The 17051-nt window shown below is 68.2% G+C and carries 17 protein-coding genes; 6 read left to right on the forward strand and 11 right to left on the reverse strand.

The genetic code is table 11. From position 1 onward, the window contains the following. Positions 1 to 5 precede the first annotated feature (5 nt). Positions 6 to 1001: an ATP-binding cassette domain-containing protein gene (locus ACFQ9K_RS14965; protein ID WP_378716537.1), complete on the forward strand. Its 996-nt coding sequence runs from the start codon at positions 6 to 8 to the stop codon at positions 999 to 1001. Between the two features lie 62 nt (positions 1002 to 1063). After that, entirely contained in the window at positions 1064 to 1846 is a 783-nt protein-coding gene (locus ACFQ9K_RS14970; protein ID WP_378716570.1) for an ABC transporter permease, read from the forward strand. On the opposite strand, the gene ACFQ9K_RS14975 is transcribed toward ACFQ9K_RS14970, so the two are convergent. Then, complete coding sequence (locus tag ACFQ9K_RS14975; protein ID WP_378716534.1) at positions 1843 to 2772, reverse strand: alpha/beta hydrolase fold domain-containing protein; 930 nt, start codon at positions 2770 to 2772, stop codon at positions 1843 to 1845. The genes ACFQ9K_RS14970 and ACFQ9K_RS14975 overlap by 4 nt on opposite strands. Before the next feature lie 277 nt (positions 2773 to 3049). Then, positions 3050 to 3385 (reverse strand): RNA polymerase-binding protein RbpA, encoded by a 336-nt coding sequence (locus tag ACFQ9K_RS14980; RefSeq protein ID WP_040731279.1) that lies wholly within the window; start codon positions 3383 to 3385, stop codon positions 3050 to 3052. A gap of 268 nt (positions 3386 to 3653) precedes the next feature. On the opposite strand from ACFQ9K_RS14980, the gene ACFQ9K_RS14985 reads away from it, so the two are divergent. Further along, positions 3654 to 3989 (forward strand): hypothetical protein, encoded by a 336-nt coding sequence (locus ACFQ9K_RS14985; protein WP_378716567.1) that lies wholly within the window; start codon positions 3654 to 3656, stop codon positions 3987 to 3989. A 178-nt stretch (positions 3990 to 4167) separates the two neighbouring features. On the opposite strand, the gene ACFQ9K_RS14990 is transcribed toward ACFQ9K_RS14985, so the two are convergent. From ACFQ9K_RS14990 to ACFQ9K_RS15020, 7 genes are all read right to left on the reverse strand, one after another. Beyond that, on the reverse strand, positions 4168 to 5265 hold the full coding sequence (locus ACFQ9K_RS14990) for a hypothetical protein (protein WP_378716532.1): 1098 nt from the start codon (positions 5263 to 5265) through the stop codon (positions 4168 to 4170). A 107-nt stretch (positions 5266 to 5372) separates the two neighbouring features. Continuing rightward, positions 5373 to 5783: a YybH family protein gene (locus ACFQ9K_RS14995; protein WP_378716530.1), complete on the reverse strand. Its 411-nt coding sequence runs from the start codon at positions 5781 to 5783 to the stop codon at positions 5373 to 5375. A 248-nt stretch (positions 5784 to 6031) separates the two neighbouring features. Continuing rightward, on the reverse strand, positions 6032 to 7435 hold the full coding sequence (locus ACFQ9K_RS15000) for an APC family permease (protein ID WP_378716527.1): 1404 nt from the start codon (positions 7433 to 7435) through the stop codon (positions 6032 to 6034). A gap of 176 nt (positions 7436 to 7611) precedes the next feature. Beyond that, a complete protein-coding gene (locus tag ACFQ9K_RS15005; protein WP_378716524.1) occupies positions 7612 to 8757 on the reverse strand; it encodes an LLM class flavin-dependent oxidoreductase in 1146 nt (381 codons plus the stop codon). Positions 8758 to 8769: 12 nt separating this feature from the next. Next, positions 8770 to 9774 carry an ABC transporter substrate-binding protein gene (locus tag ACFQ9K_RS15010; RefSeq protein WP_378716522.1) on the reverse strand — a complete coding sequence of 335 codons (1005 nt, stop codon included), beginning with the start codon at positions 9772 to 9774 and terminating at the stop codon, positions 8770 to 8772. After that, entirely contained in the window at positions 9771 to 10541 is a 771-nt protein-coding gene (locus tag ACFQ9K_RS15015; RefSeq protein WP_378716565.1) for an ABC transporter ATP-binding protein, read from the reverse strand. The genes ACFQ9K_RS15010 and ACFQ9K_RS15015 overlap by 4 nt, the downstream gene beginning before the upstream one ends. A 68-nt stretch (positions 10542 to 10609) precedes the next feature. After that, a complete protein-coding gene (locus tag ACFQ9K_RS15020; RefSeq protein WP_378716562.1) occupies positions 10610 to 11347 on the reverse strand; it encodes an ABC transporter permease in 738 nt (245 codons plus the stop codon). A 319-nt stretch (positions 11348 to 11666) separates the two neighbouring features. On the opposite strand from ACFQ9K_RS15020, the gene ACFQ9K_RS15025 reads away from it, so the two are divergent. Then, positions 11667 to 13172, forward strand: a complete 1506-nt coding sequence (locus ACFQ9K_RS15025) for a flavin-containing monooxygenase (RefSeq protein WP_378716520.1) — start codon at positions 11667 to 11669, stop codon at positions 13170 to 13172. Positions 13173 to 13230: 58 nt separating this feature from the next. On the opposite strand, the gene ACFQ9K_RS15030 is transcribed toward ACFQ9K_RS15025, so the two are convergent. Then, positions 13231 to 13944: a TioE family transcriptional regulator gene (locus tag ACFQ9K_RS15030; RefSeq protein ID WP_378716517.1), complete on the reverse strand. Its 714-nt coding sequence runs from the start codon at positions 13942 to 13944 to the stop codon at positions 13231 to 13233. Positions 13945 to 14026: 82 nt separating this feature from the next. Here ACFQ9K_RS15030 and ACFQ9K_RS15035 point away from each other — a divergent pair, with 82 nt between their 5' ends. Next, the gene (locus ACFQ9K_RS15035) at positions 14027 to 15187 is read left to right on the forward strand and encodes an erythromycin esterase family protein (protein ID WP_378716516.1); all 1161 of its coding nucleotides are present in this window, start codon (positions 14027 to 14029) and stop codon (positions 15185 to 15187) included. On the opposite strand, the gene ACFQ9K_RS15040 is transcribed toward ACFQ9K_RS15035, so the two are convergent. Then, positions 15168 to 15734, reverse strand: coding sequence for a TetR/AcrR family transcriptional regulator (locus tag ACFQ9K_RS15040; protein ID WP_378716513.1), 567 nt, complete (start codon positions 15732 to 15734; stop codon positions 15168 to 15170). The genes ACFQ9K_RS15035 and ACFQ9K_RS15040 overlap by 20 nt on opposite strands. Before the next feature lie 142 nt (positions 15735 to 15876). On the opposite strand from ACFQ9K_RS15040, the gene ACFQ9K_RS15045 reads away from it, so the two are divergent. Continuing rightward, positions 15877 to 16902: an NAD-dependent epimerase/dehydratase family protein gene (locus tag ACFQ9K_RS15045; RefSeq protein WP_378716510.1), complete on the forward strand. Its 1026-nt coding sequence runs from the start codon at positions 15877 to 15879 to the stop codon at positions 16900 to 16902. The last annotated feature ends 149 nt before the right edge of the window (positions 16903 to 17051 follow it).

Here is a 17051-nt window from a genome sequence, read left to right on the forward strand (position 1 = left end):
AACCAGTGAGCTTGGCAGTAGAAGTGCACGGCCTGGTGAAGAGCTACGGCAAGATCCGGGTACTGGACAACATCGACCTGCACATTCCGGCAGGCACCGTGATGGGACTGCTCGGCCCGAACGGTGCGGGCAAGACCACGACGGTCCGCATCGTCACCACGCTGCTCAGCCCGGACGCCGGATCGGTGCGGGTGGCCGGGGTGGACGTGTTGCGCAATCCGGGTGCGGCGCGGCGGCGGATCGGGCTGTCCGGTCAGTACGCCGCGGTGGACGCGAACCTGTCCGGCTACGAGAACCTGCGCATGGTGGCCCGGCTGTACGGGATGTCGCCGCGGCAGTCCACGGTGCGCGCGGTGGAGTTGTTGAGCGCGTTCGGCTTGGAGCACGCCGCGGACCGGCGCGCGGGCACCTATTCCGGCGGCATGGCCCGGCGGCTCGACCTGGCCGGGGCGCTCGTCGCCCGGCCCGCGGTGGTGGTGCTGGACGAGCCGACCACCGGGCTCGATCCGCGCGGGCGGCTCGACATGTGGCGCGTCATCGGCGAACTGGTCGACGACGGCACCACCGTGCTGCTGACCACGCAGTACCTGGAGGAGGCCGATCTGCTCGCGGACCGGATCACCGTGATCGATCGCGGCCGGGTGATCGCGCGCGGATCCGCGGACGAACTGAAGATGTCGATCGGCGGTGACCGGCTCACCGTCACCCTCGCCGCCGGGCAGGACGTGAAACCGGCGCTGACCGTGCTCGCCCAGGTCGGCATCGGCGAGCCGAGCCACGAGGCGGACACCAACGAGGCGTCGATCGTGGTCGGCGACGGCTCGCGCACCATGGTCGAGGCGCTGCGCCGGCTCGATGACGCGGGCGTGTGCGTGGTGGACGCGAACGTCCATCGCCCGAGCCTGGACGACGTATTCCTTTCGCTCACCGGCACCGCGGCCCGTGATTCGGCCGCGCGCCAGCCAGAAACCGATGACGTAACAGAGGAGATTCTCTCGTGACTGCCGTGGTCGAAGCGCCCAAAAGGCAAATGGCTCAGCTGGATTCGGGTCCGCAGCTGCGGATCTTCCGGGACAGCGCGATCGTCGCGCACCGGAACCTGCTGACCATCCTGCGGGTGCCGACTTTGCTGGTGACCGCGACGATTCAACCGTTGATGTTCGTATTCCTGTTCGCCTATATCTTCGGCGGATCCCTGGGCGGTAGTCAGTATCGCGAGTTCCTGCTGGCCGGAATCTTCACCCAGACAGTCGCTTTCAACGCGGCGTTCACCACCGTCGGGCTGGCCAGCGACCTGCAGAAGGGCATCATCGATCGGATGCGCACGCTGCCCATGTCGCGGCTGGCGGTGTTGCTGGGGCGCACGCTGTCCGACCTGGTGGTGAACGTGCTCAGCGTCGCCGTCATGGTTGGCTGCGGGTATGTGGTCGGCTGGCGGATCAACGGCGGAATCGCCGACGCCGCACTGGCTTTCGGGGTGATCCTGCTGTTCGCCTTCGCGATGTCCTGGGTCGGCGCGCTGACCGGTCTGCTCTCACCGAACGTCGAGGTGGCGCAGAGCGCTGGCCTGATCTGGCTGTTCCCGCTGTCGTTCATCTCGTCGGCTTTCATTCCCGGCCAGACCCTTCCGGGTCCGCTGCGCACGATCGCCGAGTGGAATCCGATCACCGCGGTCTCCGCCGCGGGACGCAAGCTCTTCGACAACGACGCGCCGCCGACGTTCGCGCATCCGACCGGGTGGGCCGCCGATCACTGTGTCGGATATGCGATCGGCTGCTCACTCGTCATTCTGGCGGTCGCGGTGCCGATGGCGTTGCTGCGCTACCGGAAGGTGGCCAGCCACTAACCCCGGATCGCCCGGAAGAGCGTTTCCCGCGCGGCCTGTCCCTCGGGTATCGGGGCGGCCATCCAGATGTGGATCATCCGCGGCGCCTCGTGGTACTCGAGGCGGGTGCCGATGAACGACGGCGCCATGGCCGCGAACTTGCGGGCCTGACAGTTCAGGATGTCGTAGGTGCCGCTGAACAGCAGGACGTGGCCGAGGTGGTCGTTGTCGCCGAGCATCGGGCTCACCCTGGCGTCGGTCACGTCCAGGTCGCCGCGGTACAGGCTGCCGAAATAGCGGCAGCCCTCCGGACTGAGGAACGGGTCGAGCGGATCGAGCTCCGCCATCTCCGGATCGGCGTAGCGGTTGTCCAGGACCGGCGCGATCAGCGCGGTCAGGTGCGGATTCGGCACCCCGCGATCGCGCAGGATCTGCGCCGCCGACAGCGTGATCGTCGCGCCGACGGAGGTGCCGAGCAGCGTCACCCGCTCGGGGCCCTCGTCGGCGATCAGTTTCGCCGCGATGTCGGCGATCATGTCCGGAATGACCTCACCGGTGCCCTCGGGCGCCAGCGGATACAGCGGAATGACCAGGCGCGCCGCGGTTTCGGTGATCACCTCGGCGCACTCCTGCCAGCTATCCGGCGACATCCGCAGCACGAAACCACCACCGTGCGTGTACAGGACGGTCCGTTCGGGCTCCCGGTCCCGCTCGGTCGCCGTGTACACCACCCACACATTGCCGCGCGCATCGGTGCTGACCTCGGTGCCGACCGCGAACTGCTCGGTGAACTCGGTCGGCGGCTCCTTCGGCATCGGAAACTGTCGCGTCATCTCCACCGCGGCCCGGGCCGCCTCGACCGTCACCACCAGTTGCTTCACCCCCGACTGCCAGATCTGCTCGGCGAACTCCCGAGCCGCCGGACTCACTTCGATCTCCTGCGCCATACTTCGACCTCCCCACGCCTGCCGCGACACCGGAATGTGCCGCGCCAGACCCTAAGTACCCCAGCCGATCTCACCCGAACCCTCGGCGGTGAGCCCGGCCTCGGCCGCGCGTCACCTCCAGCCGAGGATTCGCACCCTGTCTGGGGGTTCGCACTCGCAACAGGGCCGTGGCGCGAGTGCGAATCCCGAGTCCGGGTGCGGGTTTCGGTGACCGTCGTGGGGGACGCGAAAGGCCGCCTGCATCCGGAGATGCGGGCGGCCTTTTCGGGGGTGCTGCCTAGACGCGGCGGCGGGTCTTGAGCAGGTCGAGGCGCTCCTTGAGCAGTTCCTCGAGCTCTTCCTTGCTGCGGCGCTCCAGGAGCATGTCCCAGTGGGTGCGCGGGGGCTTGACCTTCTTGGTCTCGACGGTGGTGCCCTCGATCAGCATGCCTTCCTGACCGTTGCGGCAAAGCCACGTCGGGGGGATCTCGGCGTCGTCGGCGAACGGGACGTCGAACTCTTCACCGTTATCGGTCCGGTACCGGGCGATCCGACGTGGAGCCAGGTCGTGGTCGCGATCGGTCTCGTAGCTCACCGCTCCGAGCCGACTGCCCCGGAGTACGCGATCTGCCATGGTGTGCCTCTCCCTGTGTGCTCGAGTCTTTGTTGCTGCGACCGTACGAGCGGTGGTGCTCGCTGGACCTTATGTGCAACGAACGGGCCTGCGCCGATAGTTCCCGACGGGCCGCGGAACCGTTCCATTGTAGTGCCAACGGCGCGCCGAGCTCGCCGCGCCCGCCGTCGGGCGGTTCTCGGGGGTCGCTGAGCGGGTTCCCGGCGTCGAGCGATTAAGGTTCTGCGTCATGTCGCGCCGCTTGCTGTCCCGCTAGGGGGTGTGTTCCATCTCTGATCGTCGTCACTCTCGCCAGCTGTCCTGCCTGTGGTGTGGGCGGGAGATCGTGGAGTCGGAGGCCGGGCGTCGTCGCCGGTACTGCCGTCAGTCCTGTCGCCAACGCGCCTACGAGCACCGCAACAGTCTCAAGGGGACCGGGATCCCCGACGATTCCGTCGTGCTCAGCGCCCAGGAGGCCGCCGACCTGGCCGACCGCTGGTTCGCCGCGCGCTGTGCCGCCGAGGATGTCGCCATCGCCATCGAGGAGGGGGCGAGCCCGGATGAGCTGGCGACGCTGGGCAAGACGTTGCTGGAGCTGACCCGGGATGCCGAACGCCTACGGTGATCGGACCATCGCGTTCGATCCGCAGCGGAGCACTTCGTGTGCGGTAGGCATCGCTGCCGCGTGATCATCTCCGGTCCGGTCGAGTCCTGGTGACAGACAACCGACTTGACGTAGGAACCGTGCTCTTGACGCATTGCGGCGTCAGTGCGGTGCCTACGTCGAGTCGCTTCGGGAGGGGTTACCGGCGGGCTCGGACCGGGTCGGCCTCGGGTACCGGCGGACGGATCGGGTCCGCGGTGGTCGACGCGTTGTACATGGTCGTGCGGGCTCGCCAGTAGACGAGGCCGAGCAGCGCCCCGACGCCCGCGGTGAGGCCGGCGAAGGCGGTCAGGGTGGTGGCGTCGGGGTGGACCAGGGACTGGGCGCGCATGGCCTGGGTGAACACGATGGCCAGCAAGCCGGTGTAGCCGAGGGCGAGGACGCCCACCACCGCGGCGCGGGTGCGTTCGGCGCGTAGCCAGGGGTAGCGCGGGGCCAGCCAGGCCAGGACGACGACGGCCAGCAGCAGCACCTGGATCCCGTGCAGTCCGATGAAGTGCGGGACGCGGAGGTCGCCGCCGATGGTGCTCCAATGGGTGATCGGCATGCCCTGGGCGGCGTCCCGCGGTGACAGATCGCGGCCGGCCTGGTCGATCACGGTGTGCCCGGCCACCAGTTCGACCACATTGCCGTCGGCGTCGCGGACCAGCTGCTTGCCGGTGAAGCCCATCAGATAACCGAGCATCATCCCGGCGACCGCCAGGAACAGCCCGGCGTGAATGGCCCGCGCGGTCGGCCGATCCACCAGCCGCTGCCAGGACAGGATCAGCACGATGATCAGGTTCGCCAGGAACAGCCCAGGCACCCCGGACTGGAACACCTGCTGCCCGATCTCGTTCACCGCGTCGGTCTCGCTGTTGAAGTGGCTGAACGTGCCGCGCGCGGCCTGCACCGCGATGAAGCCGACATCGAGGAACCCGGTCACCGCGAACACCGTGCCCAGCCACCACGTCGCGCGACTGCCCCGGTGCGGCAACGACAACAGCCACGCGAGCGTGAGCCCGTAGAGCGCGAACGCGAGCCCGAACTTCATCGGCTTCAACCAGACGGACTCGCCGAGCAGCATCCGATCGTCCACGACCATCGCCACCAGAGAGAACACGACGAGCCCCGCCATCGCGACCGCCATCCACGTCAGCGGCCGATGCAACCGACCGGCGGCCGCGGCGACCGCACCCCTGCGGCGATGCCGCGCCGAAGACCGGAGGTCGAGCGCGGCGGAATGAATTGTTGGCATGCCTCGACGCTAGAAATCCCAACCCCCGAACCACGTCCCGCCGCAGCACTATTCGCCCCTAGTACCGCAGTACTGAACCGGCCCCCGCCTCGCCCGCCGAGCTGAGATCAGATGGTGGGCAGGGTGGAGTCGGGGAAGGAGTGGTGCTCGTGGGAGACGATCCAGCGGCCGTTTTCCTTGCGCAGGCCGAGGGTGAGGCGGAGCCGGCGGGCGGGGTTCTCGGCGAAGTCTTCGGCGGTTCCGCACAGGAGGAGGGCGTGGGCGAAGGCGACGTCGGTGCCCGCGGTGACGTCGAGCGAGACGATCTCGAACGTCGCGCCCTGCGCCTGCCACTCGAAGAAGCCCGGCCAGGCTGCCCGGTAGGCGTCGATGCCGCGCAGGCCCTCGTCCGGCGGCGGGACATCGAACATGACGATGTCGGGGGCGTGATCGGCGAGGACGCCCTCCAGGTCGCCGGCGTGCACGGCGGCCGCCCACCGCTCGATCAGAACCCGGATCGTCTTCTCGTCGTCCGACATCGTTCATCGTCCCTTCATCTGGCGCCTCACCAGTGCGTTCGGCATCTAGTGAGCCTGCCGAAAACGCGCATGGGGCGCAATGGATTCCACGTCATGTGTGATATATCCCGATGCCTTCCTGCCATCCAGGCCCGAGTCCGCCCCGAATCCGCAGGTCGCGACCCGGTCCCGGCGGTTGCCGGAAATCCACCTGGGACGAGGAAATTCGCCAGAACGAGGCGGTGCGCCGCAGAGTCGGCGGCGGCGGGTCAGGCGCGCACGGCGGCCGGGGCGAGCGTGGAACGCTTGCGGCCGTACGCGAAGTACACGATCAGTCCGACCGCCACCCAGACCGCGAAACGGACCCAGGTCAAACCGTCCAAGGTCGTCGCGAGCAGTACGCACCCGATGAGCGCGAGTATCGGGACCACCGGCACGAACGGCGTCCGGAACGGTCGCTCCCGCTCCGGCTCGACCCGGCGCAACACCAGCACGCCGACGCACACCACCGCGAACGCGGACAGCGCGCCGATGTTCACCAGTTCCACCACGATGTCGATCGGCAGCAGTCCGGCGATCGTCGCGCAGAACGCGCCGAGCAGCAGCGTCAACCGGACCGGGGTGGACCGCTTGCCGGTCTGCGCGAAACCGTAGGGCAGCAATCGATCCCGGCACATCGCGAACCCCAGCCGCACCTGCGCGTAGACGATCATCAGCAGCCCCTTGGTCAACGCGATGATCGAGGCGACCACGATGACGTTGCCGATCCAGCCGATCCGCAATCCCTCGAACGCCGTCGCGATCGGCGCCCCGTTGTTCAGCGAGGCGAACGGCGCGATTCCGGTGAGCACCGCGCTGACCAGGGCGTAGAGCACGGTCGCGATGAGCACCGTGCCGATGATGGCGAACGGCACGTCCTTGCGTGGGGTGCGCGCCTCCTCGGCCGAGGCCGCGACGACGTCGAACCCGAGGAACGCGAAGAACGCGATCGCCGCTCCGCCCACGATGCCGCCGAAACCGAAGGGCGCGAACGGAGTCCAGTTGTTCACGTCGATATGCGGCGCGCCCACCGCGATCACCAGCACCAGCACGCCGATCGTCACCCCGACCAGTGCCTTGGTGATCCGCGCGGTCAACGACACCTCGCCGACCAGCACCGCGACGATCACGCAGATGATCAGCACCGCAGGGAGATTCACGATCCCGCCCTCGGTCGGCCCCGCTGCGATGGCCTTGGGCACGGTGATCCCGAAGATCGAGTCCAGCGCCGACACGGTTGTCCCGGACCAGCCGATCGCGACCGCGGCGCCCGCGATCACGAACTCCAGCAACAGATTCCACCCGACCAGGAACGCGGGCCCCTCGCCGAGCGTGGCATAGGTGTAGGTGTAGGCACTGCCGGAAACCGGCACCATCGCCGCGAGCTCGCTGTAGCAGAGCGCGACCAGCACGCACACTGTCCCGGCCAGCAGGAACGACAGTACGATCGACGGCCCGGCCTTCTCCGCCGCGGCCACGCCGGTGATCACGAAGATCCCCGCGCCGACAATGGTGCCGACCCCCATCGCGGTGAGGTCGATGCGTCCGAGCCGGCGCGCCAGCTTGGGCGCTCCGTCGGTGGTCGCGGTATCGGGCAGGCGGCGACGCCATCGCTGGGCGGCTGGGGTGGTCATGACTCCCTTATGAGCTCGTCTGGCGGCACGGCGGGGGAGCCGGACCACTAGATCATTCTCGTCGAAGTGAGTCAGTCACCGTTAACTGGGTGCAACTGGGTAAAGCGCGCGGCTCGCGATCCCGCACCCGATAGCGCAGGTGACACCGGGTGCGGGAACATGATGGCGCAGCTGTGTCAGCTGCTCGACGACGCCGCGAACGGTGTCGCGACCGACGCGGCGGCCGGTCGGGACGGGTGCGTCCACAGCCCCTTGCGCTCCAGGATCGGCAGCACGCCCTCGCCGAACCAGTACGCCTCTTCCAGGTGCGGGTACCCGGACAGGATGAAGTGCTCGATGCCGAGCTTCGAGTACTCGATCAGCCGCTCGGCCACCTCGGCGTGCGACCCGACCAGCGCGGTACCCGCCCCGCCGCGCACCAGCCCGACCCCGGCCCACAGGTTCGGCGCGATCTCCAGCCGATCGGTGCTGCCTCCGTGCAGCTCCGACATCCGCCGCTGCCCCTCCGACTCGCTGCGCGCCAGGCTCGCCTGCACCCGCTCGACGTCGGCGGGGTCGATGCCCTGCAACAGCCGGTCCGCCTCGGCCCAGGCTTCCTCCGCGGTGTCGCGGCTGATCACGTGGATGCGCAGGCCGTAGTCGAGCACGCGACCCTGGTCGACGGCCAGCTTGCGGATCCACTCCAGCTTCCTGCTCACCGCGAGCAGCGGCTCACCCCAGGTCAGGTAGGTGTCGGCGTAGCGGGCGGCGACCGGTCCGGCGGGCGCGGAGGAACCGCCGAAGAACACCGGCGGAATCGGATCGGGCCGATTGCTCAGCAGCGCGTCGCGGACGTGAATGTGCTCGCCCTCGAAGGTGATCGGTTCGGGTGAGTTCCACAGTTCCCTCACCACGTGCAGGAATTCGCCGGTGCGCGCGTAGCGCTGCTCCTTGTTCAGGAAGTCGCCGTAGGCCTGCTGTTCGTGCGGCTCGCCGCCGGTCACCACGTTCAGCAGCAGCCTGCCCCGCGAGTGCCGCTGGAAAGTGCCCGCCATCTGGGCGGCGAGGGTCGGGCTGACCAGTCCAGGGCGCAGCGCGACCAGGAACTTCAGCGTCTCGGTGGTGTCGACCATCATCGCCGTGGTGAGCCAGGCGTCCTCGCACCAGGCGCCGGTCGGGGTGAGCACGGCCTCGAACCCGTTGTCCTCGGCGGCGGCGCCGATCTGGTTCAGGTAGCGCAGCGTCGCGGGCCGGTCACCGGACATGAAGGTGCCGTGCCCGCCCGCGACCAGGCCGCGCGAATCGCCGTAGGTGGGCAGGAACCAGTGAAAGGACAAACTCATGAAGCCAACTCCTTAGGCCGGGGGATACAGGTCGTTGAAGCGGGTATCGGTGTAGTCCTTGATGTCGACCTTGCGCGGGATGAGCCCCGCGTCGGCGAAGGCGTCCGCGACGCCCTGTTCGGCGGCGATGGCGGCGGCGTCGAGCGGATGGTCCTGGTACGGGCCGCGTTTGACGACGGTGAGGATGACGTCGTAGGGGAGCCCGGTCAGTTCGGCATAGGTCTTCGCCCACTGCTCCGGGTGGGCGTTGACCCAGACGTGTGCCCGCGCGATGCGGGCGAGCAGGTCCCGCAGGGCGGCGGAGGTCGCCTTGCTCTCCAACGCCTTGCTGCCGGCCACGTAGAAGGCATCGCCGGTGACATAGCCGTTGCCGTTCACCAGGATTCGCGCGTTCGCCTGCTGCTCGGCCTGCGCGGTGTACGGGTCCCAGATGGCCCAGGCGTCGACCCGGCCGGTGGACAGCGCGGCCAGCGCATCCGGCGGCTGCAGGTACTGCGGCTCGATCTGATCCCACTTGATGCCGGCCTTGTTCAGCACGGCTAGCAGATGGTGGTGCGCCGAACTGCCCTTGGCCACGGCGATCTTCTTGCCGCGCAACTCTTCCGGGCTGCGCAGCGGCGAATCCTTGGGCACCACGACGGCCTGACCCTCGAGGCCGGCCCGATAGCCGCTGACGATCTTGATCTGCGACTTGGCCGCGGCCGCGAACACCGGCGGGGCATTGCCGACGCCGCCGATATCGACCGCGCCCGCGTTGATCGCCTCCAGCATCGGCGGACCGGACGGGTACTGCGACCAGGTGATCTTGTACGGCGTCTTGTCCAGCTCGCCTGCGGCGGTGAGCAGCGCTTGCAGCCCGGTGCCCTTCTGATCGCCCGCGTGCAACGTCACCTGGGACAGGTCGATCGAGCCGTCCGGGCGGACCGCCGCGTCCTCGGTCTTGTCCGACCCGCAGGCCGTGCCGACCGCCACGACCAGTGCGAGAGTCGTTGCGAGCAGCAGCCTTCTGGCTTTCATTCGGTTCCTTCCGGTGCCACGCCGAGTTCGGCGAGCAGTGTGTTGCGCAGGGAGAGCAGTTGGGCATGGTCGTTGCGGCGCGGGCGCGGCAGGTCGATGCGCGACTCGTGGGCGATCCGGCCGTCGCCGAGCACCAGCACCCGGTCGGCCAGCCGCAGCGCCTCGTCGACGTCGTGGGTGACCAGCAGGACGCCGGGCCTGCGGCGCTGCCACAGATCGATGACGAGGCGGTGAATGGTGATGCGGGTCAACGCGTCCAGTGCGCTGAACGGCTCGTCGAGCAGCAGCAGATCCGGCTCGCGGACCAGGGCGCGGGCCAGGCTGGCGCGTTGCGCCTCGCCGCCGGAGAGGGTGAGCGGCCAGGCGTTCGCGCGCTCCGTGAGGCCGACCTCGGCGAGCGCGGCGCGGGCGGCGGCCTTCGGATCGTCGTGGCGCAGACCGAGAAACACGTTGGCCAGTACGCGTTTCCACGGCACGAGGCGCGGTTCCTGGAAGGCGACGGCGATGGTGCCGCGCGTGTCGAGCTCGCCGCCGATGCCACGATCCAGACCCGCCAGTGCGCGCAGCAGGGTGGACTTGCCCGACCCGCTGCGACCGAGCAGCGCGACGAATTCGCCTGGCGCTATGTCGAGATCGAGCCCGTCGAGCACGCGGCGACCATCGAACTCGCGAACCAATCCGCGTACTCGCGCGACCGGTTCGGTCGGCTCATCGGTCGGAGTTGTTGCGAACGAACGGCCTTCGACCCGGCTCGCGGAGGCCGCCACGACCGAACCGTCTGCCTTCGCATCGGCAGGCAACTCCGTGCGGTTGTCATCGATCAGCTCTTCGGTAATCACTGTCCCAGGAATCCGCGTCGCCATGCCAGCGCCTTCCTCTCGATCAATCGGACGAACGCGTCGGTCAGCAGACCGAGCACGCAGTACACGAGCAGGCCGACCACGATGACGTCGGTGCGCAGGAACTCGCGCGCGTCGTTGATCAGGAAACCGAGCCCCGCGTCGGCATTGACCTGCTCGGCCACGATCAACGCCAGCCAGGCGATACCGAGCGATTGGCGCAGCCCGACCAATATCTGCGGCAGCGCGCCCGGCAACACGATGTGCCCGATGACGGCCAGCCGGCCCAGCTGCTGCACCTGCGCCAGTTCGGCGAGTTTGCCGTCCACGCCGCGGATGCCGGCGAAAGTATTGAGATACAACGGAATCGCCGCACCGAACGCGACCAGCACCACCTTCGGCAGCTCGCCGATGCCGAACCACAGGATCAGCAGCGGAATCAGGCCGTAGAACGGCACGGTCCGCAGCATCTGCATCGGCGGATCGACGACGTACTCGCCGATGGTGCTCAGCCCGGCGAGAATCGCCAGCCCGATCCCCAGCGCGGCGCCGATCACGAACCCAATCGCCGCCCGGCCCAGCGATACCGTGATCGCTTCCTGCAAGGTGCCGGCCTGTAGCAGATCGCCCGTGGTCTGGACGATCGTCAGGGGCGAGGCCAGAAGTCGTTCCGGTAGCGCGCCGGTGGCGCTGGCCACCTGCCACGCGATCACCAGGACCAGCGGACTCACCACCCGCAACCAGGTCTTGCGCGGCCGCCACCGAGTCGCCGACCGAACCCGAATCGGTGTCGGCTCCAGAACAATTGATGACACTCGACACCTCGGGTTGGGGACAGATCCGCGCAGCACCACTGAGCGCGCCGCAGTCATTCATGCTGTGCCCCCGGCGCGACGGAGTCACCGGTTGAAACCAGCGCGGTTTTAATTGGCGCGCCCGCGGCGGCACGCCTTCAGCAACCTTTACTAGACGTAACCTGAAATAACACGTAACCTCTACGCAGGTTCTCGGTCGACGGTGATCGGGGCGTGACCAGACGAAACGGATTCCTCAATGACGCGGCATGTCGACGTACTGATCATCGGTGCCGGCCTTTCCGGTATCGGCATGGCCTGCCATCTCACCCGCGAGCAGACCGGACGCAGCTACGCGATCCTGGAGCGCCGCACCGCGATCGGCGGCACCTGGGACCTGTTCCGATACCCCGGCATCCGCTCCGACTCGGACATGCTCACCTTCGGCTACGGCTTCCGTCCCTGGATCGGCACGAAGGTGCTCGCCGACGGCCCGCACATCCGCCAGTACGTCGAGGACACCGCCGTCGAGTACGGCGTCAAGGAGCACATCCACTTCGGCCGCAAGGTCACCACCGCCCGCTGGTCGAGCGAGGCGGGCATCTGGACCGTCGAGGCGCTCGACGAGCAGACCGGTGCGGTCGAGACCTTCACCAGCAACTTCCTGGTCGGCTGCACCGGCTACTACGACTACGACAACGGCTTCCGCCCGGAATTCCCCGGCGAGGCCGATTTCGGCGGGCAGATCGTGCACCCGCAGCACTGGCCCGAGGGGCTCGACTACCGCGGCAAGCGGGTCGTGGTGATCGGCAGCGGCGCCACGGCGATCACCCTGGTCCCCGCCATGAGCGAGGACGCCGCGCACGTCACCATGCTGCAACGCTCGCCCACCTACATCACCGCGCTGCCCGCCGACGATCCGGTCGCGGTCGGCCTGAAGCTGGCCAGGGTGCCGGCCAAGCTGGCCTATCGGACCGGCCGCGCGCGCAATATCGCGTTGCAGCGCGCCAGTTTTCAGCTCTCCCGCACCAATCCCGGTGCGTCGAAGCGGGTGCTGCTCGGCGCGGTGCGGATGTGGCTCGGCTCGGACATCGACATGAAGCACTTCACGCCGTCCTACGATCCGTGGGATCAGCGGCTGTGCGTGGTGCCCAGCGGTGACCTGTTCAAGGTGCTGCGCAGCGGCAAGGCGTCGATCGTCACCGACCGCATCGAGTCCTTCACCGAGACCGGCATCCGGCTCGTCTCGGGCGAGGAACTGCCCGCCGACCTGGTGATCAGCGCGACCGGCCTGCGCGTGCAGATGCTCGGCGGCGCCACCCTGGAGGTGGACGGCGAGCCGGTGGTCACCCGCGACCGGGTGGTCTACAAGGGCGCGATGCTCGACGGTGTGCCGAACGCGATGATGGTGCTCGGCTACACCAACGCCTCCTGGACGCTCAAGGCCGACCTCGCCGCCGAATACTTCTGCCGCGTGCTCAACCACATGAAGGCGGGCGGCTTCACGAAAGTCGTCGCCGTAGCCGAGGAAGGCGACCGGGCCGCCGAGTCGGTGATGGGCGGTGCGCTCACCTCCGGGTACATCCAGCGCGGTGACGCGGTCATGCCCCGCCAGGGCACCCGCGGCCCCTGGCAGGTGATCAACAACTACTTCCGCGACCGCAAGATGCTGCGCAAGGGCCCGATCGAGGACGGCGTGCTCACCTTCACCCGCACCGCGGCCGAGTCCGAGGAGCGCCCGCTGGCCGAGACCCGCACCGCCTGAGCCGCACGCCTTCTGATTTCCCGCACCGAAAATCGCCTGCAATTCCCGGTGCGGGAAATCAGGAACCGTGCGTGAGCAGGGTCAGGTAGTGGCTTAGGTGGGTGGCTGCGGTGAGCATGGCGAGGCCCTGGGTGGTGAGCTTTTGCTGCCAGTCCGCCAGGGCTGCGGTCAGTGCGTCGGTGCCGCCTGCGGTTCGGATCTGCTCGATCACCGTGCGGATGTGTTCCAGGGGGTAGCCGCCGCGCCGGAGTAGGTCGGTGAGGTGGGCGTCGCGGAGATCGTTGGCGGCGTAACGGCGGTAGCCGGTGGCCGGGTCGCGCGCCGGGGCGAGGATGCCCGCGGCTTCCCAGTTGCGCAGTGTCGCCGGGGTTACCCGAAGTTGGTGCGCGAGTTCGCCGATGGTCCGGGTGTCACCGGATATGTCTGTGGCGGTAGGGGATTCGGTTGTCAGGTGCGTCACCGCTTTGCGCACCGTTTCGAGAGTCTCGCGGTCACGCAGTAATTGGCTGTGGCCGCGATCGATGGTCACCAGCACGCCTTCGATCCCGGCATCGTGCAGTGCGTTCATGATCCGGCCGCTTGCGGCGTGCCCGTAGGCAGGGATCAGCGCGAGGTATGTGCGCAGCGCCGCCGCGTGCACCTCGGTGTAGATCCGGTAGCCGCTGGCCGTGCGTTCGGCGGGCGGGATGCACCCATCCTGCTCGTAGTTTCGCACGGCTTGGGTCGAGAGGCCGTGCTCGCGTGCCAGGTCGGCTGGTCGTAGGGTGGTCACCGGTTTGAGACTTTACCGGAGCCATCGGCGATGGCAGCGCGCAGAAGTCTCAACCGATCTTTCAACGATACGATTCAGATACATGAGTCAGAACATTCGGGACTTCGTACCCACGCCCTGCGACCTGGTGGCACTGGGCGAACCGACACACCAGGAACCGGCCTTCCAACTGGTGCGCAACGAACTGTTCGCGCAGCTTGCCGATCTCGGTTTCCGGTCGATCGCCCTCGAAACCGACCGGGTCGCCGCGCTCGCCGTGAACGATTTCGTGCAGACCGGCGTCGGCGCCTTCGAGACCGTGATGAACGAAGGCTTCTCCCATGGTTGGGGAAAGCTGGAGGGCAACCGGCAGCTGGTCGGCTGGATGCGCGAATACAACCGGCAGCGGCCGCCGGAGGAACGCCTGAGCTTCCACGGCTTCGATGGGCAAACCGAGAACACCACCGCGCCGAGCCCGCGCCGCTACCTCGAATACGCCCGCGACTACCTGCGATCCGATCTCGACCTCGCGAATCTGCTCGGTGCGGACGAACTCTGGGACCGCGAGGAGGCAATCCTGGACGCCACCAAGTCGATCGGTGCCACGCCCGAGGCCGACCGGGTGCGCTCGATCGCCCACGACCTGCTCGTCGCGCTCGAACGCCGCGCACCGGAACTGATCGACCGCACGTCATCCGCCGAGTGGCACAGGGCCAGAACATATCTCACCGCCGGCATCGGCCTGCTCCGCTACCACCGGCAGGCCGCCCGGCAGCTCGACCTGGACGCGCGGATATCCCTGCTGTCGTCCACCAGGGACGCGATCATGGCCCAGAACCTTCTCGACATCCGTCGGCTGGAGGCCGGTCGCGGCGCGACATTGGCGCACGCGCACAACTTTCACCTGCGGCGGCATCCCGGCACGATGCAGGTGGCCGGGATGGTGCTCGACTGGGTCGGCGTGGGCGCCATCGTCGGGGCGCTGTGGGGTGAGCAGTACACCTTCATCGCGGGCAGCCTGGGGCGCAGCCCGGGACTGGAGCTGCCGGCGCCCGAGCCGGATACCTACGAGGGTTCGCTGCAAAGTCGAATCAGCACTTGGGGTTTGGCGCCCGCGGCCACGATCGCCGGCGCTCGAATGCGGACCGGGACGACTCCGGAGAAGGGGTACTTCCCGCTCGACCGCGCGACGTTCGATACCGCGGACACGGTCCTGCACATCGCGGACAGCTCGGCTGTCGCGCCTAGTCGGACTGCGGGTTGACCTGTAGCCCATCGACAATGAGATCGAGGATGCGCGCGGCCCGTTCGGCGCCGCCGTTCTCGGGGTTGATCCGCCAGAGAACACTCAGCTGGAGCAGTACGTCTTCGGGATCGAGGTCGGGTTTGAATGTGCCTGCCGCGATACCTCGTTCGAGCAGCGAGCCGATCGCCCCCACGAACGGCTGGTAGTACTCATCGTCTAGCCCCCCGTTGGTCGCCGCGTGGATGACCTCGGCGACACCGTATTTCAGCTGTCCGTATCTGGCGACCTCGTCGAACCATAGTCGTAACGCGGTCAGCGGCGGATGTCTGTCCAGCAGTGTCGGCGCGAGATCGATGAGTTCCTGGAGGTCGTGCCGGTAGACCGCGATGATCAGTGATTCCCGACTCGGGAAGTGCCGGTACAGCGTTCCGATGCCCACCCCGGCCTGCTTGGCGATCGCCGTCAGCGACGTGCCGCCGGAACCGGCGAACGCGTCTCTGGCGGCGACGAGGACACGTTCGCGGTTAGTTCTGGCATCAACTCTGGCCTGCTTCGGCGTGTCCACCAATGTCGGCGCTCCATCCATACACACTGTGCCGATACACAACTTTGCTAAACGGAGGGCCCTCCGGTACGCTCTCGATCCATACCGGAGGGGTCTCCGTTTCATTCTCGCACAGGCGTTCCGAACACAATGGAGGACGACGATGGGTGAGTTGGTTCTGGTAACCGGGGGGAGTGGCTACATAGCGGGATGGTGCATCGTCGAGCTGCTGGAACGCGGCTACGACGTGCGCACGACCGTGCGTGGCCAAGACAAGGAGGCGGCCGTCATCTCGGCCGTGTCCACCGCGGTCGACCCCGCCGGGCGGCTGAGCTTCGTCATCGCCGACCTGACCTCGGACGAGGGCTGGGACGCCGCGGTCAAGGACGTCGACTACGTGCTGCACATCGCCTCGCCGCTCGGCCGCAACGCCGCCGCCGCGGACACGGACACGCTGATCGACGCGGCCCGCGGCGGCGCGCTTCGGGTGCTGCGCGCGGCCACCGAGGCCGGGGTGAAGCGCGTGGTGCTGACCTCGGCGGCGAACGCCTCCAGCCCCTCATCCTCCGCGACCGACGGCATCACCGATGAGACGCTGTGGACCGACCCCGACGATCCGACGCTGATCCCGTACCGCCGGTCCAAAACCCTCGCCGAGCGCGCGGCCTGGGATTTCATGGCCGACTACGACGGCCCGACCGAGCTCACCACCATCCTGCCCGGCGCGGTCTTCGGCCCGATCCTCACCACGAGCACCACCGGATCCGTCGACATCGTCGCCCGCATGGTCGGCGGCAAGCTGCCCGGCGTCCCGCGCATCGGCCTCGAGATCGTGGACGTCCGCGACCTCGCCGACATCCACATCCGCGCGATGACCGAACCTGCCGCCGCCGGCGAACGCTTCCTCGCCACCGGCGAATTCATGTGGATGCGCGACATCGCCCGCACCCTGCACGAGGGGCTCGGCGCGCGCGGCAAGCAGGTCTCCACCCGCCAGCTGCCCGACTTCGCGGTCAAGCTCGCCGCCCGGCTCAGCGACGCGGCGCTCGGCGAAATCGCGCCCGCCCTCGGCCGGCGCAACCGGCACAGCACCGACAAGGCCAAACGCCTCCTCGGTTGGGCACCCCGCCCCGCCGACCGAGCGGTCCTCGACTGCGCCAACAGCCTGATCGAACACGACGCAGCCTGATCACCGCCTCGCTGACCCCGTAGCCGCCCCGACCTGACATCGCCTGCAGTGTTGACAGTTTCGGGCGGCTCCCGTGGAGAGCCGACGCGTTGATCATCCCCGCGTACATCGACCAGCACGACGAGTTCCTCAGCCACCAGCCGATCGGT

It is taken from the genome of Nocardia sp. NPDC056564, assembly GCF_042793755.1.
Taxonomy (GTDB): Bacteria; Actinomycetota; Actinomycetes; order Mycobacteriales; family Mycobacteriaceae; genus Nocardia.

Bases quoted from the DNA above. Each gene is read 5' to 3' on its own strand.
- ACFQ9K_RS15035 (WP_378716516.1), top strand. From the start codon at position 14,027: ATGAGTCAGAACATTCGGGACTTCGTACCCACGCCCTGCGACCTGGTG.
- ACFQ9K_RS15010 (WP_378716522.1), bottom strand. From the start codon at position 9,774: ATGAAAGCCAGAAGGCTGCTGCTCGCAACGACTCTCGCACTGGTCGTG.
- ACFQ9K_RS15005 (WP_378716524.1), bottom strand. From the start codon at position 8,757: ATGAGTTTGTCCTTTCACTGGTTCCTGCCCACCTACGGCGATTCGCGC.
- ACFQ9K_RS14990 (WP_378716532.1), bottom strand. From the start codon at position 5,265: ATGCCAACAATTCATTCCGCCGCGCTCGACCTCCGGTCTTCGGCGCGG.
- ACFQ9K_RS15025 (WP_378716520.1), top strand. From the start codon at position 11,667: ATGACGCGGCATGTCGACGTACTGATCATCGGTGCCGGCCTTTCCGGT.
- ACFQ9K_RS14995 (WP_378716530.1), bottom strand. From the start codon at position 5,783: ATGTCGGACGACGAGAAGACGATCCGGGTTCTGATCGAGCGGTGGGCG.
- ACFQ9K_RS14975 (WP_378716534.1), bottom strand. From the start codon at position 2,772: ATGGCGCAGGAGATCGAAGTGAGTCCGGCGGCTCGGGAGTTCGCCGAG.
- ACFQ9K_RS14980 (WP_040731279.1), bottom strand. From the start codon at position 3,385: ATGGCAGATCGCGTACTCCGGGGCAGTCGGCTCGGAGCGGTGAGCTAC.
- ACFQ9K_RS15000 (WP_378716527.1), bottom strand. From the start codon at position 7,435: ATGACCACCCCAGCCGCCCAGCGATGGCGTCGCCGCCTGCCCGATACC.
- ACFQ9K_RS15045 (WP_378716510.1), top strand. From the start codon at position 15,877: ATGGGTGAGTTGGTTCTGGTAACCGGGGGGAGTGGCTACATAGCGGGA.